The organism is Kribbella sp. NPDC056951, from assembly GCF_042674205.1.
GTDB classification, from domain to species: domain Bacteria; phylum Actinomycetota; class Actinomycetes; order Propionibacteriales; family Kribbellaceae; genus Kribbella; species Kribbella yunnanensis.
Window position 1 is genome coordinate 26,406 of sequence record NZ_JBHUQZ010000001.1, and the last position, 24,238, is coordinate 50,643.

Consider the following 24,238-nt stretch of genomic DNA (forward strand, 5'->3'; position numbering starts at 1 on the left):
CACCGGATTGCGGACTGTTACGTTCGTCACGTTGAGTGCCCGTCGCCTTAGCGGGTGGCCTCGGCCGGAGCGGGGGCCGGTGGCCGCACGTCCGGGGTCTCTGCCGCCCGGGGGGCGACGTAGCGTTGCTGCACCTTCGCAGCCGGTTGCCGCCGGAACAGCTCACCGGCGAATCCGGCCAGTACACCCAGCAGCAGCCCGCCCACTGTCCAGCCGGCTGCCTTGCCCACGCTCATACGTCCACCTTCCGCCGTACTGCCCCTATAAGGCATGGTAGTGAGAGGTCGCGCCGTTCCACAGCCCAGGCGCGTTCGGGCTATCGGGGTTAGCCTGGTGACCTTCCCCTCGTAGACCTTTGTGGAGTGGCTCCGTGAGCGCTGACGTGCCCGATGTCCGGCAGACCCGTCTCGACAACTATGTCGACCGGTACGCAGCACGGACCAAGGGCATGACCGCATCGGAGATCCGCGCACTGTTCTCGGTCGCCAGCCGGCCCGAAGTGGTCTCACTGGCCGGCGGGATGCCGAACATCGCCGGCCTGCCGCTCGACGTGGTCGGCAGCGCGGTCCGCGACCTGGTGATCGACAACGGCGCGGTCGCGATGCAGTACGGCTCCGGCCAAGGTGATCCCGGGCTGCGGGACCAGATCTGCGACGTGATGCGGCTGGAGGGCATCGAGGCCCACCCCGACGACGTCTGCGTGACGGTCGGCAGCCAGCAGGCCGTCGACCTGGTGACCCGGGTGTTCTGCGATCCGGGTGACGTCGTGATCTGCGAAGCGCCGTCGTACGTCGGCGCGCTCGGCGTCTTCCGCGCGTACCAGTGCGAGGTCGTCCACGTCGCGATGGACGACAACGGCGTCGTACCGGAGGCGCTCGAGCAGGCCATCGAGACGGTCCGCGCGGCCGGCAAGAAGATCAAGTTCTTCTACACGATTCCGAACTTCCACAACCCGGCCGGAGTTTCGCTGTCCGACGAGCGGCGGGCCCGGGTGCTGGAGATCTGTCAGCGGGCGAACCTGCTGATCCTCGAGGACAACCCGTACGGTCTGCTCGGCTTCGACGGTGAGCCGCAGCGTGCGCTGCGCGCCGAGGACCGCGAGGGTGTCATCTACCTCGGCTCGTTCTCGAAGACCTTCGCGCCGGGCTTCCGGGTCGGGTGGGTGGTCGCACCGCATGCGGTGCGGGAGAAGCTCGTGCTGGCTCAGGAATCGGCGACCCTGTGTCCGCCGGTGTTCAGTCAGCTGGCCATCTCGTCGTACCTGAGCAGGCACGACTGGCTCGGCCAGGTGAAGCAGTTCCGCGAGATGTACCGCGAGCGCCGGGACGCGATGCTCGCGGCCCTGACCGAGAAGATGCCTGCGGCAACGACCTGGACGAAGCCCGGCGGCGGCTTCTACGTCTGGCTGACGTTGCCGGAGGGTCTGGACGCGAAGGCGATGCTGCCGCGAGCGGTGACCGCGCGGGTCGCCTACGTCCCCGGCACGGCCTTCTTCGCCGACGGTTTCGGCTCCCAGTGCATGCGCCTGTCGTACTGTCATCCGACGCCGGAGCGGATCACCGAAGGTGTGTCGCGACTGGCCGCGGTGATCAACGAGGAGCTGGAGCTGCGGCAGACGTTCGGTCCACTGCAGCCAGGAGCGAGCCACGGCTACGAGGCGCCGGGGCCGGAGCTCAGTTAGCCCTTCCGGGCAAAGGTTTCGCTATGGATCTCCGGGCGACGGGAGATCGTTGATTCGCTAGCGGTACCGTCTCAGTGGGCCTCGGGACCGGCGCCCGCCGGATGTCGCCTTCGAGTGATCGGGAAATGTGTGATGAGTGATCTGGGTCGAGTGCTGGTACTGGCCGGCGGACTGTCGCATGAGCGGGACGTCTCGCTGCGTTCGGGCCGCCGCGTCGCCGAAGCCCTGCGCAGCGTAGGTGTCGAGGTCGAGCAGCGGGATGTCGACTCGACCCTGGTCGACCGCCTCCGCGAAGACACCCCGGATGCGATCTTCCCCGTCCTGCACGGCGTGACCGGCGAGGACGGCGCCCTGCGTCAGGTCCTCGATCTGTACGGCGTTCCGTACGTGGGCGCCGACGCGGCCGCGTGCCGGACCGCCTTCGACAAGCCGGTCGCGTCGACCATGGTCGGCAAGGCCGGGCTGTACACGCCGGAGTCGGTCGTCCTCGGACACGACACCTTCCGTGAACTGGGCGCGACCGCGTTGATGGAAGCGGTCGTCCACCAGATCGGGCTGCCTCTCGTTGTGAAGCCGGCCCGTGGTGGTTCGGCTCTCGGTGCATCGATCGTGCGCTCCGCCGACGAGCTGCCGTCGGCGATGGTGAACTGCTACGCGTACGGGCCGGTCGCGTTGATCGAGCGGTACATCGACGGTATCGAGGTCGCGGTCACCGTGGTCGACGTCGGCGACGGACCGCGTGCGCTGCCTGCCGTCGAGATCGTCCCGGACTCGGGCTTCTACGACTACGAGGCGCGGTACACGGCGGGGGCGACGGAGTTCGTCGTACCGGCTCGAGTGCCTGCTGACGTCGCCGGTGCATGCGCCGCTGCGGCCGTGACCGCGCACGTCGCGCTTGGGCTGCGGGACCTGTCGCGGTCGGACCTCGTGGTCGACGCCGACGGTGTGCCGTGGTTCCTGGAGGTCAACGTGGCGCCGGGGATGACCGAGACCTCGCTGGTCCCGCTCGCCGCCGAGGCCGCTGGCATCGAGCTCGGTGTGCTGTGCCGCGATCTCTTGGCTGCGGCCGCGGCTCGTTGAGATGAACCCGGAACGACCCCTCTGGCGAACGGCGCTCTCGCCGCGCTGGACCGCGTTGCTGCTGCTCGCCCTCGCGATCGCGGGGGTGATGTCTGTCCTCGGTGTGTGGCAGCTCGACGTGTACCGGTCGAAGACCGCGGAGGCCACCGCCAAGCAGGCACTGGCAGCACCGATCCCGCTGCAGTCGCTGTTCTCCGTTGACGAGGGACTACCGGCGAAGGCTGTTGGTCGGCGCGTGACGGTCGCCGGCACTTGGGGTCCTGCCGCGGATCAGGTCTTCATCACCGACCGGCGGAACGGCTCGCAGAACGGCTTCTGGGTAGTCAGCCCGGTCAAGCTCGACAGCGGTGCGGTGATGGTCGTTCGCGGTTGGGTTGCGTCGGTGAACGACCCCGCCGCTGTGGCTCCGACCGGTCCGGTGCAGTTGTCCGGTTCGGTGGTGGCGTCCGAGGCCGCTGACTCATCCGGTGATGCAGCGCGCGGGCGGGTGCTCTCGTCGCTGCGGATCCCCACGCTCGTGCACATGGTCGACTACCGTCTGTACGACGCCTTCGTCGTACAGACCTCGCTGGAGTCGGGCACCGTCCCGTCGCCGGCGCCTGCTGCCGTCACCCCGCCTGCTCCCCCGACCGATCACGCCGGTCTGCGCAATGTGGCGTACGCCTTCCAGTGGTGGATCTTCGCCGCCTTCACCCTGTGGATGTGGGCCCGCATGGTCCTCGACGCCCACCGCGGTTCAGCCGAGGACGACGAGGACCTCCCCGACCAGGACCGGCCGACCGAGTCCGTGGCATCGAGCGGTACCGTTTCAGCGTGACTTCACCCGCAGACCCCGCCACCGCCAGCCCGCAGCTCACCCCCGCCGTCCGCGGCGCGCTGACCCGCTACCGGGTGATCGCCTACATCGTCGGCGTGATGCTGTTGCTGCTCCTGTTCGTCGCCATGCCCCTGAAGTACCTGGCCGACAACCCCGCCGCCATGAACGTCATCGGCCCCCTGCACGGCTTCCTCTTCGTGGTCTACCTGCTAGCCACCTTCGACCTCTTCCGCCGAGTCCGCTGGACCCTCCCCCGCCTCGTCCTGATGGCCGTAGCCGGCACCATCCCCTTCCTCAGCTTCTACGCCGAACGCAAAACCACCCACGAACTCCAGGGCCGCTAACCCCCTGCGCCCTTCATGCTCCCCCTCCTACCGTCGGAGCATGAACCCCGCAGACACCCCCGACCGCCCCCACGAGACCACCACAAGCGCGCCCGCCCACCCTCGTGAAGTCACCACAAGCAACCCCAGCCACGCGGCCCCCGCAAACGCACCCGCCCCGCCTCAGCCAGCAACCGCGGACGCAGCCGGTTCACCTCGTGCGACCAGCTCAGATTTGCCCGGTCGGCTTCACGCGATCACCGCGGCCAACCGAGTCAGCTGGAACGCGATCCACGGCGACCGCCCCGGCCAGCCCGCCGCCTTCTTCGCCGCGGGCGGCTCGGCGCTCGGCGCTGACGAGATAGCCGCCGCCGGTGACGTCGCCGGCCACCGCGTCCTTCAGCTCGCCTCCACCTAACCCACTTCACCGAGTCCCCAGTCCCCGACATGTACGACGGTCTAGGCGCCCCCGCCGCCCACCTACCAGCGACCTACCTCATCCGAGCAACCCGCAATGTTTCACGTGGAACCACGCCGCGTGTCATCAAGTAACTTTGTCGACATATCTACCGTTCTCGGCAGATGCCGATATTCCTCTGGGAGCACGATTCTCAGCGCTCAACCAGACGCCTCACCAGAACCTACACCCCCACCCCGCCCCGCAAAATCAACCTCCCAGAGGAATTCCAGCCCCCGCGAACCACCCGAATCGCTCCACCCGCGGACGACCCTCACCGACCGGCAGTCGCCCACAGACGCCACCCCAGCACGCCCAAGCAAGACCCGCACACAGCCGCCGCCCCGCCCACCACCCTCGACTTGCCCGCACTCCCACCGGGCCACTCGCTGGGTCGCCCATTGCCCCGACCGCCCAGTCCACCCGGTCACCCACTCGGTTGTCACCCGACCACCCGGTCCACCCGGTCCCCCACCTCTCGGTCACTCCATCGCCCGACCGCCCGACCCCACCCGCCCTCGAGCCGACACCCGTCGACCCCGTCATCCCACTCGATGAGTCGTGTCGCGGGCCGTACCTGCAGATCGGCCGCAGATTGCACTCATCCCCGATTGCCCGTGCGACGCGAACCGCCTGCCCGCCGATGTGGTCTCGAGCTGCGCGCGTCACGCGACGGCACGACCCTGCTCGACCGCGATCGTCGGGCCTCGGGTCGAGTCGGCCTGAAGGGTCGGGTGGGCCTGTGGGGTCGAGTAGGCCTGCGGACGGGGTAGGCATGTGGACGGGGTAGGCATGTGGCTCGGGTGTTGCGGCTCGGAGCGGCCGCTCGGCGTGCGGCTGGCCGACTTTGGTCGGCTGAGGCGTCAGATGGGTCTTCGGCGCCGGTTGATGCTTGGAGTAGCTACCCCGCATTTGACTGGCCGCGGTGGTCGGCCGCGGCGTCCAGTAGGCCCTCGGTGTCGGCTGGGCCTTTGGCTGCGGTGTCGGTGGTTGGTGCGGCTGCTCAGCAGGCGGCTGGCCGGCCGTGGTCGGCTGTGGCGACGGGCAGGCTCTCGGCTCGGAGGTTGGCGCTTGGGGCGCCTGCGTGGCACGCGCCAGCGGACTGAGGTCGGCTGGTGCGTGAGGCTGGGCCTGGCGTCGGGGCGCCTCGGCTTCGAGCGGCTGCTCAGCACGCCGCCGACCGACGGTGGCCGCCAGGGCGTCGTTAGGCCCGCGGTATCGGGTGTTGGTGCTTGGAGCGGCTGCTCTGCGTGCGGCTGACCGACGGTGGTCGGCCGAGGAGTTCGGTCGGCCCTCGGCGTCGGGTGCTGCGGCTTGGCACGCGCCGGCCGACTTGGGGTCGGCTGGTGCGTGGGGTGGACTAGTCGGTCTGCTTGTTGGGGTCCATCAGGGTGACGATTCGTTCTAGGTCGTCGATGGAGGCGAACTCGACGGTGATCTTGCCCTTGGTTTTGCCTAGGTCGACTTTTACTCGGGTTTCGAAGCGGTCGGACAGGCGATCCGCCAGGTCGACCAGGCGAGGTGCCACCGGCTTGTTGCGGCGGCGGGCGGGGGTGGGGTCGTCGCCGTTCATGTCGCCTAGGGCGACGATCTCTTCTACTGTGCGGACCGATAGGCCTTCGGCGACGATGCGTTGGGCTAGGCGTTCGATGGCGTCGCCGCTGGGCAGGCCGAGGAGGGCACGTGCGTGGCCGGCGGATAGGACGCCGGCGGCGACTCGGCGCTGGACGCCTGCGGGGAGCTTCAGGAGACGGAGCGTGTTGGAGATCTGCGGGCGCGAACGGCCGATGCGGGTGGCGAGGACTTCCTGGGTGCAGCCGAAGTCGTCGAGCATCTGCTGGTAGGCGGCTGCCTCTTCGAGGGGGTTCAGTTGGCTGCGGTGCAGGTTCTCGAGCAGCGCGTCTCGGAGCATGACGTCGTCGGAGGTGTCGCGCACGATCGCCGGGATCGTGGTCAGGCCCGCGGCCTGGGTGGCGCGCCAGCGGCGCTCCCCCATGACCAGTTCGTACTTGTCGCCGTCGAGCCGGCGGACGACGATCGGCTGCAGGAGGCCGATCTCCTTCACGGAGTGGACGAGCTCGTCCATCGCCTCTTCGTCGAAGACCGAGCGCGGCTGCTTCGGGTTCGGGGTGATCTTCTCGACGTCGATCTCCGCGAACTCGGCGCCGGGTACGGCGGCCAGCTCGGGCCCGGGCTTCGTCACCGGCGGTGCGCCGGGGATCGAGTGGGACTTGGCGCCGAGCGTCTGCGGAGTACCGGGCGTGGGATTGCTGGGGATCAGCGCACCCAGGCCGCGGCCGAGTCGGGTGTTCATCGGGCTCCCTCGAGGTTGTTCCGCATGGCGATCTCGCGCGACGCCTCGAGGTACGACAGTGCGCCGGCCGAGGCCGGGTCGTAGGCGAGCACGGTCTGACCGTGGCTCGGCGCCTCCGAGATCCGCACCGAGCGCGGAACAGCGGTGCGCAGTACGGCGTCCCGGAAGTGCCCGCGGACCTCCGCGGCGACTTCACCGGCCAGCTTGGTGCGGGCGTCGTACATGGTGAGCAGGATCGTGGAGACGTCCAGGCCCGGGTTCAGGTGCGACTTCACCATGTCGATGTGGCGGAGTAACTGGGACAGACCCTCGAGCGCGTAGTACTCGCTCTGAATCGGGACCAGGACCTCGCGAGCCGCTGTCAGCGCGTTGACCGTCAGCAGGCCGAGCGACGGCGGGCAGTCGATGAAGACGTAGTCGTACTTCTCGCCGGCGGCCTCGGTCTCGGCCAGGTGCGCGTCCAGGACGCGCTTCAGCCGGCTCTCCCGGGCCACGATGCTGACGAGTTCGATCTCGGCACCGGCCAGGTCGATGGTCGCCGGGATCACCTGGATGCCCGGGTGCTCGGCGCACGGCTGGAGCAGCTTGCCCAGCGGCTCGTTCTCGATGATCGCCTCGTAGACCCCGGGGGTTCCCTCGGAGTGGTCGATCCCCAGCGCCGTCGAGGCGTTGCCCTGCGGGTCGAGGTCGATCACCAGGATCCGGGCGCCGTACAGCGCCAGGCCGGCGGCGACGTTCACCGTCGTGGTGGTCTTGCCGACGCCACCCTTCTGGTTGGCGACAACGAAGACCCGGGTCTCGGCGGGCAGCGGGAACTCGCGGCCCATAGTGCGTCCTTCATTCACCAGCAGGGTCCGTTCGGTGGCGGCGGCGATCGGAGTCTCGAGAAGTCGTCGCTGAAGCTCGTCCGACGTGGCCCGCGCGGCGATCTGTGCGGCAGTCATAGCGCCCATTCCAATAGGTGCGGGACTTGGCCCGAAGAGGATGTCAGTGGGGGTTGGTGCGGGTCTGCCCCCAGCTTCATCCACAGGCCTCTGTGGATGAATCCCCGCGTAAGAGGGCAGTTTCGTGCGGTCGTCATCCACAGGCGGTGGAGACTCGGAAAGGTCAGTGTCGGCATCGACCAGGGACGCCGTTTCACGTGAAACACCATCATCTCCCGAACTCTCCGTTTCACGTGAAACGGGATCGGGTGTCGACGGCGGAGTGAGATCGAGACCACTTGCTGCGGCCGCCCGAAGAGCCGACCCATCAGCAACTGGCGGAAAGCTGGGGGCCGCGGCCGGCGCCGATTCCGCAGGGACGGCATCCACAACTGCGGACTCCGCCGGAGCTGACTCCGCGGCAGCCGACTCTGCGTGGGTCGGCTCCGCGGGGGTCGGCTCCGCGGCCTGAGGGACATCAGGGGCGCTGTCTGCGACGAGGACGTCCGCCGGTGAGAGGTCAGTTGGTGAGGGGTCGGTCGGCCAGCCGATGCCTTGTGACTTGCCCGGCTCCCCGGTGCTCTTCTCGGGCCACCCGAGGGCACGACTCACCAACCCACTCACCTCCTGCGTCCTCCGCGCCGGGAACCCCCTGCAGCACGTCCGGCCACAATACTCACCACAGTCGTCGGCTGGGCCAGTTCATCCGTGCCGAGTTGATGAATGTGCCAAAGCTCTGCACCCAGCGCCGAAAGTTCGCGCTCGGAGGCCTCGAGTTCTTCCTCCGCGGACGATCCCTTCATCGCCAGCATCAGTCCTCCCTCGGTGCACAACGGCAGGCACCATCCCGCCAGTTTGCCCAACGGAGCAACCGCTCTCGAAGTCACCACGTCGTACGACGCCGGTGGCAGATCCTCGGCGCGAGCCCGGACCACCGTCGTGTTGTCGAGGTTCAGCGCGTCGACCGCTTCCTCGAGGAAGGTGGTCCGTCGCAGCAGGGGCTCGACGAGATCGACCTGCAGATCGGGGCGGACGATCGCGAGCACGATGCCGGGCAGGCCGGCGCCGGTACCGACATCAGCGACCGAGGCCCCCTCGGGGATCAGTCGTTCGAGCACCGCACAGTTCAAGAGGTGCCGGTCCCACAGCCGCGGTACCTCGCGCGGGCCGATCAGACCGCGCAGTGTTCCTTCGGTGGCCAGCAGTTCGGCATAGGCCGCAAGCGGCGCCGCCGCCCGCGGAAAAAGCTTCTCCACGAGCGGCGGCGTTTCACGTGAAACGGAATCTTCGGTCATGCGGGTTGGACGACCACTCGGCGGCGGGGCTCTTCGCCCTCGGACTCGCTGGTCAGGCCGGCGGCCGCGACGACGTCGTGCACGACCTTGCGCTCGAACGGCGTCATCGGGTCGAGACGGACCGACGTACCGGAGGCCTTCACCTCGTCGACCGCCTTGCGGCCGACCTCCTCCAGCTCGGCCTTCCGGTTCGCCCGGTAGTTCGAGACGTCGAGCATCAGCCGCGACCGCTCACCGGTCTCCCGGTAGACGGCCAGCCGGGTCAGCTCCTGGAGCGCCTCCAGGACCTTGCCGTTCTCACCGACCAGGTTCTTCAGGTCCGCGCCGACGATCGACACCGCGGCCCGGTCGCCGTCGATGTCCATATCGATGTCGCCGTCCAGGTCGGCGATGTCGAGCAGTTCCTCGAGGTAGTCGGCGGCGATGTCGCTCTCCGCCTCCAGGGCCTTCAGTCGGTCCGCGGCGGTCGGCTTCGCCGTCTCGGTGTTCTCCAGGCCGTCGGTCACGGCAACTCCTTCATCATGTCGAGGCCCGCCCCACGGGGACCCAGGGTCAATCGCAACAAGGGCACAGCAAGAAGGTCAGCGGCAGGCGCGGTCAGCGCGAACCGCCTGGCTTCTTCTGGGCGGCCCGGCGCTGCGCGGCGGTCTTCGCCGCGGGCTGGCGCTTGGCACCCGATCCCTTCTTGCCGGCCGGCTGCTTCTTGGCAGCATTGGCCTGAGGCTTGTTGGCAGCGTCCTGCTGCGCGGGCTTCGAGGTCTGACCGTTCGCCGCAGCGGTCGGCTCAGCAGCAGGGCCGGTCTTCCGGTCGCTGCGCGACTGACGCTTCGGCTGCTGGCGCTGCGCGGGGCGACGGTCGGTCAGGGTGTCGCCGCTCTCGTCGCCGGCACCGGCCAGGCCCTCGTCGGCCGGACGGCCGGCGCGCTTGTTGTGCTCACGCTTGCGGGCCTCCATCGCGTCGTACGCCGGAGTGCCGGGGGCCGGGTTGCGGCGGATCACGTAGAACTGCTGGCCCATCGTCCACAGGTTCGAGACGAACCAGTAGATGAGCACACCGATCGGGAAGTTGAAGCCACCGATCAGGAAGAAGATCGGGAAGACGTAGAGCATGATCTTCTGCATCTGCGCCGCCTGGCCCTCGAGGGCCTCCTTCGGCATGTTCTTGCGCATCAGCTGCAGCTGGGTGATGAACATCGTCGCGGTCATCAGGATGATCAGCACGATGGCGACGGCCTTGACGTTCGTCGCGCCCGGCCCGTTCGCCTTCAGGAAGGTCTGCGAGATCTCCGCACCGAAGATCTTCGCGTGCTGCAGCGAGCTGACGTACGGCCGCATGATCTCGGAGTGGACGTTGCCCTTCGAGGCGTAGTCCAGCACCCGGAACAAGGCCAGGAAGATCGGCGACTGGAGCAGCAGCGGCAGGCACGAGGAGAACGGGTTGGTGCCCGTGTCCTTGTACAGCTTCATCATTTCCTGACCGAGCTTCTCCCGGTCGTGGCCGTACTTCTTCTGCAGCTCCTTCATCTTCGGCTGCAGCAGCTGCATGTTCCGGCTGGAGCGGATCTGCCGCACGAACAGCGGGATCAGCAGGGTCCGGATGACGATCGTCAGACCCGCGATCGACAGCGCCCACGCCCAGCCGCTGTCCTTGTCGAACACCTGGGAGAGCAGCCAGTGCCACCCGACCAGCAGCGCCGAGACCGCCCAGTACAGCGGCGTCATGACGGCGTTGAAAACGTCTACGATCCCGTCCCACAGGGCGAACTGGGGGACAACCAGATCAATCACTCAAGCACCTCGCTGCACAGGCCCGGCGTCCGCCGACGGACCGAGCTGATCGGCGGAGACAGTCTCTCCGCGGTGGTCGACATCTTTGGGTGGAACGGGGTCGTAGCCGCCGGGGTTCCACGGGTGGCAGCGGGCGAGTCTCCTCGCCGCCAGCCAGCTACCGCGCACCGCACCGTGGCGTTCGACCGCCTGCAGGGCGTACGCCGAACAACTTGGGTAGAACCTACACACCTGCCCATAGAGCGGGCTGATCAGCAGCCGGTACAACTTGAGGAAGCCGATGATCCCACCCCGCACTGGATTACGCAGCGCGGGATTCCTCAGTACATCAGTGAGCCTCATCGCCGGCCCGACAACCGGCTCAACGCGCCGTCGACATCCGCGACCAGTTCGTCGTACGACGCCGAGGCGGACGACGGAAGGGCGCGGACAACGGTCAGACTGCCCGGCGGCAGATCGGGAAGCCGCGCGGCCAGTACGGCGCGCAGGCGGCGGTGGACCCGGTTCCGGAGAACCGCGTTGCCCACCGCCTTGTTCACCACGAATCCGACGCGAGCGGGCTCAGACCGGACGCCGTCCGGGGACAGCAAATGGACCACCACCGCGCGCCGACCGGCTCGCCGTCCAGCACGGACGGCGCGACGGAAGTCGTCGGACCGGTGTAACCGGTTCGACGCAGGCAACACGGGGTGGTCACCGTCGACGGGTCGCTCAGGCCGCGAGGCGCTGACGGCCCTTGTTACGACGGGCGGCGATGATGGCGCGGCCCGCACGGGTGCGCATCCGAAGACGGAAGCCGTGCTTCTTGTGCCGGCGACGGTTGTTCGGCTGGAACGTCCGCTTGCTCACTGGAATGACTCCGGTTACTCGAGAACTCAATGGATGCGACGCTTGCGAGCGCAGCACGAAAGGGCCGGTTCAACACCGACCGATCCACGGTACGTGGACGCCTGTGGACAGGTCAAACCAGGTATCCCCAGAATTATCCACAGGCCCTGTGGACAGAGTAGTGGACGAAAGCCGGAAGCCTGCCCTGTCACACAGTGATCAGACTGATCACGAACTGCAACCACGCACCACGACTACGCTCCGGCGTCTACCCGACACGCCGCAAGTTGCCCCCAATTTGGGGTCCATAGCCTGTGGATGACGGCTTGAAGCAGCGTGGGCAGACTTGTTAGCGTCAGCCCCTCACACCAGAGGTCCCGCACTCCGCAATCGGTAACCAACCCGAACCAGCCGTCGTTCACAACTGTGGACAACCGTGTGGACAGCGCGGTGCCGGGTCCAAGGTCGCGCCACTCCGGAGCAGTCCGGACGGCACCGGCCACCGCAGCGATGAATTCGGGGAGCAACGCGTGGTCGAGGACCATTCCGCCGGTACGGAGTACACGGCGGCGGAGTACACAGGAGTGGACCAACCTGAGGACAAGTACCGCGGTGACGGCGAACCGCCGCTGAACCGGTACAGCCTCAGCATCGACGAACAGCCCGGTACGACGAGCGCCGACCTGCGTCCCGAGCCCACCACCGACTTCCGCTCCGAGCTTCCGCCGGCCCCGACTCCCGATCAGCTCGACTTCCTGGTCCCGCCGCCGGCCCCACGCCGGCCCGAGCCGGAGACCCACCTCAGTCCCTCGCTGCCGATCCCGATGCCCGAACCACTGGCCCCGCGCGATCGGCCAGTCGAGGAGACCCCGGCACTGCCCGAGCAACCGACCAGTACGTCGTACTTCGCGCCCGCACCGTCCGTCGCGGGCGCGGGCTGGCGTACCGATCAGACCGCGAGTTGGAGCAGCGACCAGCACCACCCGGACCCCGAGCCCGAGCCGATTCCGGTGGAACCAGCACCCGAGCGGGTACCTGAGCAACTGATCGAGCGGGCACCTGAGCCGGCGCCCGTGCAGGTAGCAAGTGCAACACCTGGCGCGACACCGAACACGGCACCCGACTGGGGTGTCAGCGGTGGACCGGTCTCCGGACCGAGGCGGAACGAGGGTGATGGACGTGCAGAGGCCGAAGGCATCATCGCAAGCAACCCCACCGCAGCACCGCGGGTCGAGGTGCCCGTTCGCACCGAAGCGGTTGCACCCGTGATGGACCTCGGCGATGCCTGGACCCGAGTGCTGGCCGGCCTGCCGCCGAACCAGCGGGCCTGGCTGACCAACTCGCGCCCGGTCACACTCCACGAGAGCACCGCGATCGTCGCCGTACCCGATGACTTCACCCGCGGTCAGCTCGAGACCCGGCTGCGGCCCGACCTCGAGCGGATCCTGTCCGAGAGCTTCGGCCGGGACATCCGGATCGCCGTCACCGTCGACCCGTCCCTCGACCCAGAGCTCCAGCCGCAGGCACCGCCCGCACCGCCGGTGGTGCGCGAGCCGTTGCGGACCGAGGGTTCGTACCAGCCGACCATCCAGTCCGCGCTGACCGATCCCGACCAGGGCAACCAGCAGCACTACGCGCAGCCGACACCGCAGCCGCGACCGGATCAGGCACCGTCGTACGAGCAGCAGCAGCCCGCTGCCCAGCAGTACGCCCCGCAGCCGAACCAGCCGTTCGCCCAGCCGGCGCAGCAGCCGTTCGGTCACCAGTCCGGCCCGGACAGCCGACCACCCGGTGCACCTGCACCGGCCCAGCCGGCCACAGAGGCGCAGGGTGAAGCACGGCTGAATCCGAAGTACACCTTCGAGACCTTCGTCATCGGCAGCTCGAACCGGTTCGCGCACGCAGCCGCGGTCGCTGTCGCCGAGGCACCGGGCAAGGCGTACAACCCGCAGCTGATCTACGGCGACTCAGGCCTGGGCAAGACCCACCTCTTGCACGCGATCGGTCACTACGTCCGCAGCCTCTACACCGGGGCCCGCGTCCGGTACGTGTCGAGTGAAGAGTTCACCAATGACTTCATCAACGCGATCCGCGACGACAAGGCGTCCCAGTTCCAGCGCCGGTACCGCGATGTCGACGTACTGCTGATCGACGACATCCAGTTCCTCGAGGGCAAGATCCAGACCCAGGAAGAGTTCTTCCACACCTTCAATACCCTCCACAACGCGAACAAGCAGATCGTGATCAGCTCCGACCGCGCGCCGAAACGCCTGGAGGCGCTGGAGGACCGGCTGCGGAACCGGTTCGAGTGGGGACTCATCACCGACATCCAGCCGCCCGACCTCGAGACCCGCATCGCGATCCTGCGGAAGAAGGCCGCCACCGAACGGCTGACCGCGCCGCCCGAGGTGCTCGAGTTCATCGCGTCGAAGGTGCAGACCAACATCCGTGAGCTCGAGGGCGCACTGATCCGGGTCACCGCGTTCGCCAGCCTGAACCGGCAGCCGGTCGATCTGAGCCTGGCCGAGATCGTGCTGAAGGACCTGATCCCCGAAGGCAGCAAGCCCGAGGTGACGGCCAGCATGATCATGGGCCAGACCGCCTCGTACTTCGGTCTGTCGATCGACGACCTCTGCGGTTCGAGCCGGAGCCGGGTGCTGGTGACCGCGCGCCAGATCGCCATGTACCTGTGCCGTGAGCTGACCGACCTGTCGCTGCCGAAGATCGGGCAGCAGTTCGGCGGCCGCGACCACACCACCGTCATGCATGCCGAGCGGAAGATCCGCCAACTCATGTCCGAGCGTCGCTCGGTCTTCAATCAGGTGACCGAGCTGACGAACCGGATCAAACACCAGGCGAAGCAGCAGTAGAGCAGTGCACACCGATTGGCCACACAGGTTGGGGACACAGCTGTGGAAAACTGTGGGAAACCTCGGTGTGTGTTGTGGACGCCCTGTGGGGACAGAAAAGTTCATCCACGGCCGTACACAGACGAAGCGGTGGCCGTCCACACGGCGTACACAGGCCGATTCGGTGTCTGACCTGCGAAGTCTCGGGTTTCCCACAGGATCCACAGGTGCTAAGAACCTTATGGAACCTGTAGAGGAATCTGAGTCCACAAATTGAACGAACGGCCCAACCTGGGGAAAACCCGCTCGAAGGCCGCGACTCGCATCGGTTGCCGGTACCTGTCAGGCTGGTCCCTTCAGCACCTGACAGCATCATCAATTTGGCCCCTTCAACCGATGCAGACGCGACCCGCCCAAAGCGCCACGTCATCCCCGATGGGCGAACACCACCCGTGTCCGTGGCAGGATCTGCCTGGCACCCAGCCGAATCAGGAGGCACCCCGCGGTGAAGTTTCGCGTCGAGCGCGACGTACTGGCCGAGTCGGTGGCCTGGGCCGCGCGCAGCTTGCCCAGCCGTCCGAGCGTTCCGATCCTTGCCGGCCTGCTGGTCGAGGCCGAGGACGGGCAGATCACCCTGTCCGGCTTCGACTACGAGACCTCGGTCCGGGTCACCGTGCCCGCGCAGGTCGCGGACGCCGGCAAGTGCCTGATCTCCGGACGGCTCGTGGCCGACATCTCCAAGAGTCTTCCGAACCAACCGGTGGACTTCGCTGTGGACGGCGCCAAGGCACAGGTCACCTGTGGCAGCTCGCGGTTCACGCTCCAAACGCTTCCCACAGAGGAATATCCGGCTTTGCCGGACCTTCCGGCGGCCAGTGGCACCATCAAGGCCGACGTCTTCGCCCAGGCGGTCTCGCAGGTGGTCACCGCGGCCGGCCGTGAAGACACGCTTCCGGTGCTGACCGGTGTGCGGGTCGAGATCGAGGGATCCACGATCTCGCTGCTCGCGACCGACCGCTACCGGCTGGCCATCCGTGAGCTCGAGTGGAACCCCGAGTCCCCCGATGCCTCGGCCGCCGCGCTGGTTCCGGCCCGCGTGCTGTCCGAGACGGCGAAGGCGATGACCGGATCCGACGTCACGGTCTCGCTAGCTGCGCCCGGCACGGGTGACGGCATCGTCGGCTTCGAGGGCGAGGTCTCCGGTGGCAACCGTCGGGCCACCACCCGGTTGCTCGACGGCGAGTTCCCGAAGGTGCGCGGCATCATCCCGACCGACGCCGCGATCGCGACCCGCGTCCGGATCGAGACCGCCGTACTGGTCGAGGCCGTCAAGCGCGTCGCCCTGGTCGCGGAGCGGAACGCACCGGTCCGGCTGACGTTCGCCGAGGACAGCGTGACGCTCGACGCCGGTAGCGGTGACGAGGCGCAGGCTTCGGAATCCATCGAGGCGCGGGTCGTCGGCGATCCGGTCACGGTCGGCTTCAACCCGACGTACCTGCTCGACGGCCTCGGCGCGATCGGTACGCCGGTCGCCCACCTGGCCTTCACCCAGGCCACCAAGCCGGCCGAGCTGACCGGCGTGCGAGACTTCGACGGTGACCCGATCAGCGAGTTCCGGTACGTGCTGATGCCGGTCCGCCTGAACAGCTGAACGCCAACAGAACAAGGGGATTCACGATGGAGCTCGGCCTTGTCGGTCTCGGCAAGATGGGCGGCAACATGCGCCAGCGGATCCGCAACGCCGGCCACACCGTGGTCGGCTTCGACCACAACCAGGAGATCTCCGACGCCAAGGACCTGGCCGACATGGTCGGGAAGCTGACCGCGACGGACCAGCCGAAGGTCGTCTGGGTGATGGTCCCGGTGCAGGCGATCGACCCGGTCGTCACCGAGCTGGCCGAGCTGCTGTCGCCCGGCGACATCGTGATCGACGGCGGTAACAGCCGCTGGACCGACGACACCCGGCGCGCGGCCCAGCTCGCCGAGAAGGACATCAAGTTCGTCGACTGCGGTGTCTCCGGCGGCGTCTGGGGTCTCGAGAACGGCTACGCCCTGATGTGCGGCGGCGACAAGGACACCGTCGCCACCGTGATGCCGGTCTTCGAGGCGCTCAAGCCCGAGGGCGAGTTCGGTTTCGTGCACGCCGGCAAGGTCGGCGCGGGCCACTTCTCGAAGATGGTCCACAACGGCATCGAGTACGGGATCATGCAGGCGTACGCCGAGGGCTACGAGCTGCTCGAGGCCGCGGATGTCGTCGACAACGTGCCGGAGGCGTTCCGCTCCTGGCGCGAGGGCACCGTGATCCGGTCCTGGCTGCTCGACCTGCTGGTCAACGCGCTCGAGGACGACACCCACCTGGAGAAGATCCGCGGGTACGCCGACGACTCCGGTGAAGGCCGCTGGACCGTCGAGGCCGCGATCGATCACGCCGTACCGGTGCCGGCCATCGCGGCGGCGCTGTTCGCGCGGTTCGCGTCCCGGCAGGACGACTCGCCGGCGATGAAGGCGATCGCCGCGATGCGCAACCAGTTCGGTGGGCACGCCGTCAAGGACGCCGACGCGGCCGACCCGTCGTACGCGACACCGCCGATCAAGCACTGAGGTGTATGTCACCGCCCTGGGTCTGCTCGACTTCCGGTCCTACCAGCAGGCGGAGGTCGAGCTCGCTCCGGGTGTGACGGCCTTCGTCGGGCCCAATGGGCACGGCAAGACCAACCTGGTCGAGGCGATCCACTACACCGCGACGCTGGGTTCGCACCGGGTGGCCACCGACGCACCGCTGGTGCGGGCCGGTGCCACCCGCGCGATCGTGCGGACCGAGATCAAGAGCCAGTACGACCGCGACGTCGTGGTCGAGCTGGAAATCAATCCTGGGAAGGCAAACCGGGCCCGGATCAACCGATCGCCGGTACCGCGGCCACGGGAAGTGCTCGGATTGCTCCGGACGGTGCTGTTCGCGCCGGAAGACCTCGCGCTGGTGAAGGGTGATCCGTCGGAACGGCGGCGATTCCTGGACGAGCTGTTGACCCTGCGCACGCCGCGGATGGCTGGCGTTCGCTCGGACTACGACCGGGTGCTGAAGCAGCGGAACTCGTTGCTGCGCAGCGCTTCGCAGGCTCGCCGGCAGAACCGGACCAGCGCCGCCGAGGGACAGCTCCGCACCCTCGAGGTGTGGGATTCGAACCTGGCTCGCACTGGCGCCGAGTTGCTGGCGACGCGGTTGGAGCTGCTGGAAGCCCTGCGTCCGTTGACAGCCGACGCGTACGACGCAGTTGCCCGAGGCAAGGGTGATGCGCGGCTCGAGTACAAGTCGTCGGTTCCGCTCGAACCCGGTGTCACGTCCCGCGAACAGCTTGCCGAGGTCATCCTCGCGACCGTCCACGAGAAGCGTCAGGACGAGCTGGATCGCGGGGTGTCGCTGGTCGGCCCGCACCGCGACGACGTCGTGCTGGGTCTCGGGGACTTGCCTGCGAAGGGGTATGCGAGTCACGGTGAGTCCTGGTCGTACGCACTCGCGCTGCGGCTGGCGTCGTACGAGCTGCTGCGGGCGGACGGGGGTGAACCGGTGCTGATCCTGGACGACGTGTTCGCCGAGCTCGACACCAGTCGCCGGAACCGGCTGGCCGAGCTGGTCGCCCCGGCCGAGCAAGTGCTGGTGACTGCGGCGGTGGGTGCGGACGTGCCCGCTGAGCTCAGTGGAGTGCGTTTCGACGTAGGCGACGGGACCGTCCGTCGTGCCTGAACCCCGGAAGTCCTCTGAGAGCGACGACGAGAGCGATGTCGCTCCGGAGCTCCCGGTGGACGAAGAGCACGACAAGCAGGGACTGGACCTGGCGAAATCCCTCGCCGGCCGGCTCAAGCAGCAGGCGGCGAACGGCGGCTTCAAGCCGGTCAAGCGCCGCCGTCGGCCGCGGATCGAGGGCGCCCAGGTCAGTGGCGCCCGCCCCGACGACCGCGACCCGCAGAAGCTGACCAACACCCTCGGCCGGCTGATGCGCGACCAGGGTTGGGAGGTGGACGTCGCCGTACACGGTGTGATGGCGCGCTGGCCGTCCATCGTCGGCCCGGAGACCGCCCAGCACTGCACGCCGGAGTCCTACGAGAACAACATCCTCACCGTCCGAACCTCGTCCACCGCCTGGGCGACCCAGCTCAAACTCCTCGCCCCCGACCTCGTCCGCCGTCTGAACGCCGAACTCGGCGACGGCACCGTCACCCAGGTCAACGTCCAGGGCCCACACGCCCCCAGCTGGCGCCGTGGCCCCCGCACCGTCCGCGGCGGCCGAGGCCCCCGCGACACCTACGGCTGACACATCAGGTTCCCGAACGAATAGTCGGCCCTCCGGATGCCCTAGGATCTTGCGCGATGCGCACCCTGGTCGATGGCTTCCGTGAGATGGTCCAGCTGATCGGAGACACCTTCCGGCTCTGGTGGCGGAATCTGCTGCCTCTGACCACTTGGTGGCTGGTCGGTTATGTCGGCTTCAAGGCCGGTACGCGGGCCGCTATCTGGCTGGACGAGCACGCGCACGGCAGCTTGGGCGTCGGTGTCTTCGCGGTCGGTGTGCTGATCCAGATCACCGCCTCGATCGGCATGATCCGGACCTGTGCGAGTTCGCTGTACCGCTGGCGTGACGCCGCCCGGAACAAGTCCGAGGAGACCTCGGACCCGACGCAGCAGGGCTTCATGGAGCTGGTGGCGCTCACGCTGCTGCCGCTGGTCGCGGTCTGGTCGGCGTGGGGCTTCCTCGAGCAGCAGGTCACCGAGCTGTCGGCCAGCAACGGCGTGGAGCGCGGCATGCAGGCCGGCGCGGCATTCTTCGAGCTGAACAACGGCGCCTGGCACAAGTACCTGCCGGCGATCTTCATCCTGCTGGTACTGCGAAGGGCCCTGCAGGCGGTCGACGACAAGTGGCCGAGCCGCCCGGTCAAGTTCGTTCAGGTCTGGGCCGAGTCGTTCTTCCTGCTGCTGACCGTGGTCGTGTCCTCGTACGCGATCAACGACGCCAAGGACTGGTTCAAGGACCGGAGCTTCTGGTACTGGTCGGTGGACTGGTGGGACGCGTGGAAGGGCTTCTGGGAAGGGATCAACATCCCGCTGCCCGCCGGCATCCAGTTCCTCTGGGGATTCACCTGGGAGACGCTCTGGCCGCTGTTCAAGATGGGTGTCGCCGAGCCGCTGACCTGGCTGGCGATCACGACCGTGGTCTTCGGGCACCGCGTCCTGTCCAGCCACGGCGTCTTCACCGGCACCGGGCTGGAGCGCCGGCTCGGTGGCCGGGTCAGCCCCGAGGCGCCGCAGCCGAACCGCTTCGTCGCGCTGACCAACAAGGCGCCGGATCTCGTCCTCGGCGGATTCCGGGAGAAGTTCTACCCGACGCTGAACGCGTTCCGCCTGCTGGTCCGGGTCGGTCCGGTCTTCCTCGGCGTGGTCTGCATGCTCTACACGGTCTGGCTGCTCGGTGACGACTGGCTGTTCGTCCTGGTTCAGCGCGCGATCGGCATCCACGGTCTGCGCTGGGGCCTGATGAACCACGAGATCGCGGACCTGATCCGCAGCCTGATCTTCGAGCCGATCCGGATCGCCTTGCTGGCGGCGGCGTTCGACCTCTGCATCTCGGTCGGCAGTGAGCGCCGGGCCGAGCAGGCGGCCGCGGCCAAGGTGCCGGCGACCGCCTGATCCACCGCGGTCAGACGGTGATCAGGAACCGCTCGTAGTCGTCGCGGTTGACGATCACGACACCCTGTAGGTGCGACAGCGCCTCTTTCGGTACGACGAAGACCTGGGCGAGCTTGTACGGCTTGTTCCGGACCACCGGGTGGTCACTGTCCGAACAGCTTGTCGGTATGACGAACTTGTAGGCGCTGGTGGCCTGCCAGTTGTTCCCGCGGTCGTCCCGCAGCGTGGCGAAACAGTGGAAGCCGTCCTTCTTCAGCCGGAACCCGTCGAGTGCGGTGACGCGCAGCTGGGCCACGACGATGACCGAACCGGCCGGTTGGTCGATCGAGATCTCTTCACCCTCGGTGTCGACCAGCCGGGTGTAGACGGTCATCGAGTCCAGCTGCCAGCTGAGCCCGCCGACGGTCACCGGCCCCTTGTCGACGACGTGGTTGATCGCACCGTCGTTGAAGTTCTGCTCGGGGTCACCGAGGTAGGTCCTCAGCATCAGGAAGCAGCTGGTGGCCAGCAGAACCAGCAGCAACGAGATCTGGGCCGCCAGCCGGGCGGCCCGGTTCGCGCCCCTCATGAGGCCACCCGGGTTTCCCGCTCGGGGATCTGGTAGAGGTCCGTGGCGCCGTCGACGAGTCGCTGAGCGCTCTCCTCGCCGGGGATGCCGAGGTCGACCGACACCATCCGGTTCAGCACGTTCCAGAGCTGTCCCGGCCGGACCTGGAGCGTCAGACCTTTGAGCTCGGCCGGATCGACCTCGAACACGATGGCTCCGGAGACGGTGAAGCCGGAAGCGCCGAACTCGATCCCGGAGTACGTCAGCGGGATCGGGGCGAACACCGCGCCCCCGTCCGAGACCAGCTTGGGCCCCGGGTTGTCCGGTTTGTCGACGCCCGGAGTGGTCTGCCACTCCAGTGCGACGAAGACACCGTTGGTCTCGATCGGCTTGTCGTCGGACTGCGAGTTCGCATCCAGCACCGACTTGGCCAGCTGCATCCGCACCACCGTGATCGACGCCTGCTTCCCGAACTCGAGCGGCTGGCCGATCGTGCCGCTGCTGACCATCATGTTCTGTTCCTCGAACACCTGGTCCGGTGTCGCCAGGCGGGTCAGCCCGCCGATCAGGATGAAGAGAACGCCGACCAGGACGGTCGCGGGGCGGTAGAGCTTCACTCCTACTTCTCCTCCTTGACGACCACGGTCGGCTTCATCCGGACGACCGCGGCCGCCTTCGGCTGCTGCCAGTACGGGTCCTCGTTCGCACCGATCAGCCCGTTGTCGGAGATGTACTGCTCACCGAGGATGCCGACCTCGATCTGGTCCGCGGCGAAGTCGGGCGCGATCTCGAACTTGGTGAAACAGCTCTCCGGCGGCAGGCCGGGCACGATCGCCCAGCCCGTCTCACCGCGGCAACTGGCACCGTTGGACTTCACCAGATCCGCGCCGCCGCCCGGAACCATCCGCAGTACCTCGTTCCGGACCGAGGTACTCGCGTGTTCCTCGGTGTCGATGTTGCGGACGTCGAAGTAGACCCGCAGCTCGGCCTTGGCGGCGGAGTACTCGGTCTTCGGCTCCCGGATGATCTCGGCCTTGGTGAAGCTGAACTCGAACCGACCGGCCGCCACCGTCGCCGGTGCGTCATAGGTCGGGACGGCCCGGCCGACCCGCTGCTTCCAGCCGCCGGTGGCCAGCACCAGCAGCGCCGCGGCGATGACGACGCCGATGACGATCAGCCAGGTCCGCCGGTGCCGGCGGATCACCCGGTCGGCGATCAGGTCGTCGATGACGTCGTCGAGACTCTCCACGGCAGCGATCCTAAGGGGCAGCGGGTGCGCGCGGGGCGGTCTGGACCGGTCCGTGGCCACCTCGCCGTACCGAGTCAGTGGTCAAACGACCGGAGGCCACTGAGCGCCCGTGAGCGCTTTCCGGCCCCCCACCCGCGAGAGGGGACATGGCGAGGAGGGCGAAAAGACGCCCTGAGGTGAGTTTCAGGCGGCTGGTGGCAGGTTCTGCTTCGGTCGACGGGTAAGATGGACCCAGTACGACGAGCCGTGCCCCTAACAACACTGTAGAGGCGGCTTCCACTGTGCCGCGATGCCTCGCGAACGCGGGGTCCGAGGAGGACAACAGCCGGTGACCGACGAGCCGACCGAGATCGACGAAACAACGTCCGCAGACAGCACCGGCATCGCAGAAGCAGCAGTACCAGAAGAAGCACTGCTGACCGAGATCCAGTCCAGCGTCGTCGAGAAGGAGTACGACGCCAGCGCGATCCAGGTCCTCGAAGGTCTCGACGCAGTCCGCAAGCGGCCCGGTATGTATATCGGATCAACCGGTGAGCGGGGACTGCACCACCTGGTCTACGAGGTGGTCGACAACGCGGTGGACGAGGCGCTGGCCGGGTTCTGCGACAAGATCGTCATCACCCTGCTCCCCGACGGCGGCGTCCGCGTCGTCGACAACGGCCGCGGTATCCCGGTCGACATCGTCGAGTCCGAGGGCAAGCCGGCCGTCACGGTCGTGCTGACCGTCCTGCACGCCGGCGGCAAGTTCGGCGGCGGCGGCTACAAGGTCTCCGGTGGTCTGCACGGCGTGGGTGTATCGGTCGTGAACGCGCTGTCCAGCCGGCTCCAGGTCGACGTCCACAAGAACGCGAAGGTCTACACCCAGTCCTTCACCGTCGGCGTCCCGGACGCCGACCTGGCCGAGGTCGGCACATCGGACTCCGACGGCACCACGATCACCTTCTGGCCGAGCGCCGACGTCTTCGAGACGACGGTCTACTCGTACGAGACGCTGACCACCCGCTTCCGCGAGTACGCGTTCCTGAACAAGGGCCTCGAGCTGGTCATCCGCGACGAGCGGCCGGACCACACCGAGGACGGCAACCCGGTCGAGCAGTCCTTCAAGTACGACGCGGGCCTGGTCGACTACGTCAAGTACCTGACCGGCATCCGCGAGACCGTGCACCGCGACGTGATCGCGTTCGAGGCCGCCCAGGCCGACAACTCGCTCAGCCTCGAGGTCGCGATGCAGTGGAGCGGTTCCTTCCAGGAGTCCGTGCACACCTTCGCGAACACGATCAACACCCACGAGGGCGGCACCCACGAAGAAGGCTTCCGGGCCGCGCTCACCTCACTGGTCAACTCGTTCGGCGAGGACCAGGGCATGATCAAGAAGAAGGAGGACAGGCTCACCGGTGACGACATCCGCGAGGGCCTGACCGCGATCATCTCGGTCAAGCTGGGCAACCCGCAGTTCGAGGGCCAGACCAAGACCAAGCTCGGCAACACCGAGGTCAAGGGTTTCGTCCAGCGGGTCGTGAACGACCGGCTCGGCGCCTGGTTCGAGCAGAACCCGCAGGAGGGCCGCGAGATCATCCGCAAGGCCACCGCGGCCGCGAGTGCCCGGATCGCCGCTCGCAAGGCGCGCGACCTGGCCCGCAACCGCAAGGGTCTGCTGGGTGGCGGCGGGCTGCCGGGCAAGCTGTCCGACTGCCAGTCGACCAACCCGGAGGAGTGCGAGGTCTACATCGTCGAGGGTGACTCGGCCGGTGGCTCCGCGAAGGGTGGCCGGGATCCGAAGTACCAGGCGATCCTGCCGATCCGGGGCAAGATCCTGAACGTCGAGAAGGCCCGGATCGACCGCGTTCTGCAGAACAACGAAGTACTGGCGATCATCTCCGCGCTCGGGACCGGTATCCACGAGGACTTCGACGAGGAGAAGCTGCGGTACCACAAGATCGTGATCATGGCCGACGCCGATGTCGACGGCCAGCACATCCGGACGCTGCTGCTCACCCTGCTGTTCCGGTTCATGCGGCCGCTGATCGAGCGTGGCCACGTCTACGCTGCGCAGCCGCCGCTGTACAAGATCCGCTGGAGCAACCAGCCGCACGAGCTGGCCTACACCGAGCGGGAGAAGGACGGCCTGCTCGAGGCCGGTGTCGAGGCCGGCAAGAAGCTGCCCAAGGACAACGCCATCCAGCGCTACAAGGGTCTGGGTGAGATGAACGCGCAGGAGCTGTGGGAGACCACGATGGACCCGGCCAACCGGGTGCTGCTGCAGATCACCCTGGACGATGCCGCCCGGGCCGACGAGACCTTCGCCACCCTGATGGGTGACGACATCGAGGCCCGCCGGAACTTCATCCAGCGCAACGCCAAGGACGTCCGGTTCCTTGACATCTGAGTGCCGCGGCCCCGCAGGTGT

General features: G+C 67.7%; 23 protein-coding genes and 1 pseudogene. 12 read left to right on the plus strand and 12 right to left on the minus strand.

What is annotated here, in order from left to right; genetic code table 11:
- Positions 1–47: 47 nt before the first annotated feature.
- The gene (locus ACFTSF_RS00130) at positions 48–236 is read right to left on the minus strand and encodes a hypothetical protein (protein WP_344160594.1); all 189 of its coding nucleotides are present in this window, start codon (positions 234–236) and stop codon (positions 48–50) included.
- A 134-nt stretch (positions 237–370) separates the two neighbouring features.
- Here ACFTSF_RS00130 and ACFTSF_RS00135 point away from each other — a divergent pair, with 134 nt between their 5' ends.
- The 5 genes from ACFTSF_RS00135 (at position 371) to ACFTSF_RS00155 (ending at position 4,319) form a co-directional block, all read left to right on the plus strand.
- The gene (locus ACFTSF_RS00135) at positions 371–1,681 is read left to right on the plus strand and encodes a PLP-dependent aminotransferase family protein (protein ID WP_380151724.1); all 1,311 of its coding nucleotides are present in this window, start codon (positions 371–373) and stop codon (positions 1,679–1,681) included.
- A gap of 132 nt (positions 1,682–1,813) precedes the next feature.
- Positions 1,814–2,761, plus strand: a complete 948-nt coding sequence (locus ACFTSF_RS00140; protein ID WP_380151725.1) for a D-alanine--D-alanine ligase — start codon at positions 1,814–1,816, stop codon at positions 2,759–2,761.
- Between the two features lies 1 nt (position 2,762).
- Complete coding sequence (locus ACFTSF_RS00145) at positions 2,763–3,578, plus strand: SURF1 family protein (RefSeq protein WP_380151726.1); 816 nt, start codon at positions 2,763–2,765, stop codon at positions 3,576–3,578.
- On the plus strand, positions 3,575–3,922 hold the full coding sequence (locus ACFTSF_RS00150) for a DUF3817 domain-containing protein (RefSeq protein WP_380151727.1): 348 nt from the start codon (positions 3,575–3,577) through the stop codon (positions 3,920–3,922). Before ACFTSF_RS00145 ends, ACFTSF_RS00150 begins: the two co-directional genes overlap by 4 nt.
- A gap of 214 nt (positions 3,923–4,136) precedes the next feature.
- Complete coding sequence (locus ACFTSF_RS00155; protein WP_380151728.1) at positions 4,137–4,319, plus strand: hypothetical protein; 183 nt, start codon at positions 4,137–4,139, stop codon at positions 4,317–4,319.
- Positions 4,320–5,718: 1,399 nt separating this feature from the next.
- Here the strand turns inward: ACFTSF_RS00155 and ACFTSF_RS00160 are convergent.
- From ACFTSF_RS00160 to rpmH, 8 genes and pseudogenes are all read right to left on the minus strand, one after another.
- The gene (locus ACFTSF_RS00160) at positions 5,719–6,672 is read right to left on the minus strand and encodes a ParB/RepB/Spo0J family partition protein (RefSeq protein WP_380151729.1); all 954 of its coding nucleotides are present in this window, start codon (positions 6,670–6,672) and stop codon (positions 5,719–5,721) included.
- Positions 6,669–7,616: a ParA family protein gene (locus ACFTSF_RS00165; protein WP_272948643.1), complete on the minus strand. Its 948-nt coding sequence runs from the start codon at positions 7,614–7,616 to the stop codon at positions 6,669–6,671. The genes ACFTSF_RS00160 and ACFTSF_RS00165 overlap by 4 nt, the downstream gene beginning before the upstream one ends.
- A 599-nt stretch (positions 7,617–8,215) precedes the next feature.
- Positions 8,216–8,890 carry a 16S rRNA (guanine(527)-N(7))-methyltransferase RsmG gene (gene rsmG, locus ACFTSF_RS00170; protein ID WP_380151730.1) on the minus strand — a complete coding sequence of 225 codons (675 nt, stop codon included), beginning with the start codon at positions 8,888–8,890 and terminating at the stop codon, positions 8,216–8,218.
- Positions 8,887–9,396 (minus strand): protein jag, encoded by a 510-nt coding sequence (locus ACFTSF_RS00175; protein WP_380151731.1) that lies wholly within the window; start codon positions 9,394–9,396, stop codon positions 8,887–8,889. The genes rsmG and ACFTSF_RS00175 overlap by 4 nt, the downstream gene beginning before the upstream one ends.
- A gap of 295 nt (positions 9,397–9,691) precedes the next feature.
- A pseudogene (yidC, locus tag ACFTSF_RS00180) lies at positions 9,692–10,612 on the minus strand (membrane protein insertase YidC); the annotation flags it as partial.
- Positions 10,613–10,678: 66 nt separating this feature from the next.
- Positions 10,679–11,020: a membrane protein insertion efficiency factor YidD gene (gene yidD, locus ACFTSF_RS00185; RefSeq protein ID WP_380151732.1), complete on the minus strand. Its 342-nt coding sequence runs from the start codon at positions 11,018–11,020 to the stop codon at positions 10,679–10,681.
- On the minus strand, positions 11,017–11,364 hold the full coding sequence (rnpA, locus tag ACFTSF_RS00190) for a ribonuclease P protein component (protein ID WP_344160627.1): 348 nt from the start codon (positions 11,362–11,364) through the stop codon (positions 11,017–11,019). Before rnpA ends, yidD begins: the two co-directional genes overlap by 4 nt.
- Before the next feature lie 25 nt (positions 11,365–11,389).
- On the minus strand, positions 11,390–11,527 hold the full coding sequence (gene rpmH / locus ACFTSF_RS00195; protein WP_132165595.1) for a 50S ribosomal protein L34: 138 nt from the start codon (positions 11,525–11,527) through the stop codon (positions 11,390–11,392).
- 1,247 nt (positions 11,528–12,774) lie between these two features.
- Here rpmH and dnaA point away from each other — a divergent pair.
- From dnaA to ACFTSF_RS00225, 6 genes are all read left to right on the plus strand, one after another.
- Entirely contained in the window at positions 12,775–14,376 is a 1,602-nt protein-coding gene (gene dnaA, locus ACFTSF_RS00200; protein WP_380153063.1) for a chromosomal replication initiator protein DnaA, read from the plus strand.
- A 484-nt stretch (positions 14,377–14,860) separates the two neighbouring features.
- Positions 14,861–16,006 carry a DNA polymerase III subunit beta gene (dnaN, locus tag ACFTSF_RS00205; protein WP_344160630.1) on the plus strand — a complete coding sequence of 382 codons (1,146 nt, stop codon included), beginning with the start codon at positions 14,861–14,863 and terminating at the stop codon, positions 16,004–16,006.
- Between the two features lie 26 nt (positions 16,007–16,032).
- Complete coding sequence (gene gnd / locus ACFTSF_RS00210; RefSeq protein WP_380151733.1) at positions 16,033–16,956, plus strand: phosphogluconate dehydrogenase (NAD(+)-dependent, decarboxylating); 924 nt, start codon at positions 16,033–16,035, stop codon at positions 16,954–16,956.
- A gap of 1 nt (position 16,957) precedes the next feature.
- Positions 16,958–18,097 (plus strand): DNA replication/repair protein RecF, encoded by a 1,140-nt coding sequence (gene recF / locus ACFTSF_RS00215; RefSeq protein ID WP_380151734.1) that lies wholly within the window; start codon positions 16,958–16,960, stop codon positions 18,095–18,097.
- Positions 18,090–18,665, plus strand: coding sequence for a DUF721 domain-containing protein (locus ACFTSF_RS00220; protein WP_380151735.1), 576 nt, complete (start codon positions 18,090–18,092; stop codon positions 18,663–18,665). The genes recF and ACFTSF_RS00220 overlap by 8 nt, the downstream gene beginning before the upstream one ends.
- 56 nt (positions 18,666–18,721) lie before the next feature.
- Complete coding sequence (locus ACFTSF_RS00225) at positions 18,722–20,035, plus strand: hypothetical protein (RefSeq protein ID WP_380151736.1); 1,314 nt, start codon at positions 18,722–18,724, stop codon at positions 20,033–20,035.
- Between the two features lie 10 nt (positions 20,036–20,045).
- On the opposite strand, the gene ACFTSF_RS00230 is transcribed toward ACFTSF_RS00225, so the two are convergent.
- Genes ACFTSF_RS00230 through ACFTSF_RS00240 form a run of 3 tightly spaced genes read right to left on the minus strand, consistent with a single transcriptional unit; the run spans position 20,046 to position 21,831 of the window.
- Complete coding sequence (locus ACFTSF_RS00230) at positions 20,046–20,603, minus strand: hypothetical protein (RefSeq protein WP_380151737.1); 558 nt, start codon at positions 20,601–20,603, stop codon at positions 20,046–20,048.
- A complete protein-coding gene (locus tag ACFTSF_RS00235) occupies positions 20,600–21,199 on the minus strand; it encodes a hypothetical protein (RefSeq protein ID WP_380151738.1) in 600 nt (199 codons plus the stop codon). The genes ACFTSF_RS00230 and ACFTSF_RS00235 overlap by 4 nt, the downstream gene beginning before the upstream one ends.
- 2 nt (positions 21,200–21,201) lie before the next feature.
- Complete coding sequence (locus ACFTSF_RS00240; protein ID WP_380151739.1) at positions 21,202–21,831, minus strand: hypothetical protein; 630 nt, start codon at positions 21,829–21,831, stop codon at positions 21,202–21,204.
- Between the two features lie 289 nt (positions 21,832–22,120).
- Between ACFTSF_RS00240 and gyrB the strand changes: the two genes are divergently transcribed.
- Positions 22,121–24,217 (plus strand): DNA topoisomerase (ATP-hydrolyzing) subunit B, encoded by a 2,097-nt coding sequence (gene gyrB, locus ACFTSF_RS00245; protein WP_380151740.1) that lies wholly within the window; start codon positions 22,121–22,123, stop codon positions 24,215–24,217.
- Positions 24,218–24,238: the final 21 nt, after the last annotated feature.

Bases quoted from the DNA above. Each gene is read 5' to 3' on its own strand.
- ACFTSF_RS00225 (WP_380151736.1), top strand. From the start codon at position 18,722: ATGCGCACCCTGGTCGATGGCTTCCGTGAGATGGTCCAGCTGATCGGA.
- ACFTSF_RS00230 (WP_380151737.1), bottom strand. From the start codon at position 20,603: ATGAGGGGCGCGAACCGGGCCGCCCGGCTGGCGGCCCAGATCTCGTTG.
- rsmG (WP_380151730.1), bottom strand. From the start codon at position 8,890: ATGACCGAAGATTCCGTTTCACGTGAAACGCCGCCGCTCGTGGAGAAG.
- ACFTSF_RS00165 (WP_272948643.1), bottom strand. From the start codon at position 7,616: ATGACTGCCGCACAGATCGCCGCGCGGGCCACGTCGGACGAGCTTCAG.
- yidD (WP_380151732.1), bottom strand. From the start codon at position 11,020: ATGAGGCTCACTGATGTACTGAGGAATCCCGCGCTGCGTAATCCAGTG.
- ACFTSF_RS00130 (WP_344160594.1), bottom strand. From the start codon at position 236: ATGAGCGTGGGCAAGGCAGCCGGCTGGACAGTGGGCGGGCTGCTGCTG.
- ACFTSF_RS00160 (WP_380151729.1), bottom strand. From the start codon at position 6,672: ATGAACACCCGACTCGGCCGCGGCCTGGGTGCGCTGATCCCCAGCAAT.
- ACFTSF_RS00140 (WP_380151725.1), top strand. From the start codon at position 1,814: ATGAGTGATCTGGGTCGAGTGCTGGTACTGGCCGGCGGACTGTCGCAT.
- gnd (WP_380151733.1), top strand. From the start codon at position 16,033: ATGGAGCTCGGCCTTGTCGGTCTCGGCAAGATGGGCGGCAACATGCGC.
- dnaA (WP_380153063.1), top strand. From the start codon at position 12,775: ATGGACCTCGGCGATGCCTGGACCCGAGTGCTGGCCGGCCTGCCGCCG.
- ACFTSF_RS00145 (WP_380151726.1), top strand. From the start codon at position 2,763: ATGAACCCGGAACGACCCCTCTGGCGAACGGCGCTCTCGCCGCGCTGG.
- gyrB (WP_380151740.1), top strand. From the start codon at position 22,121: ATGCCTCGCGAACGCGGGGTCCGAGGAGGACAACAGCCGGTGACCGAC.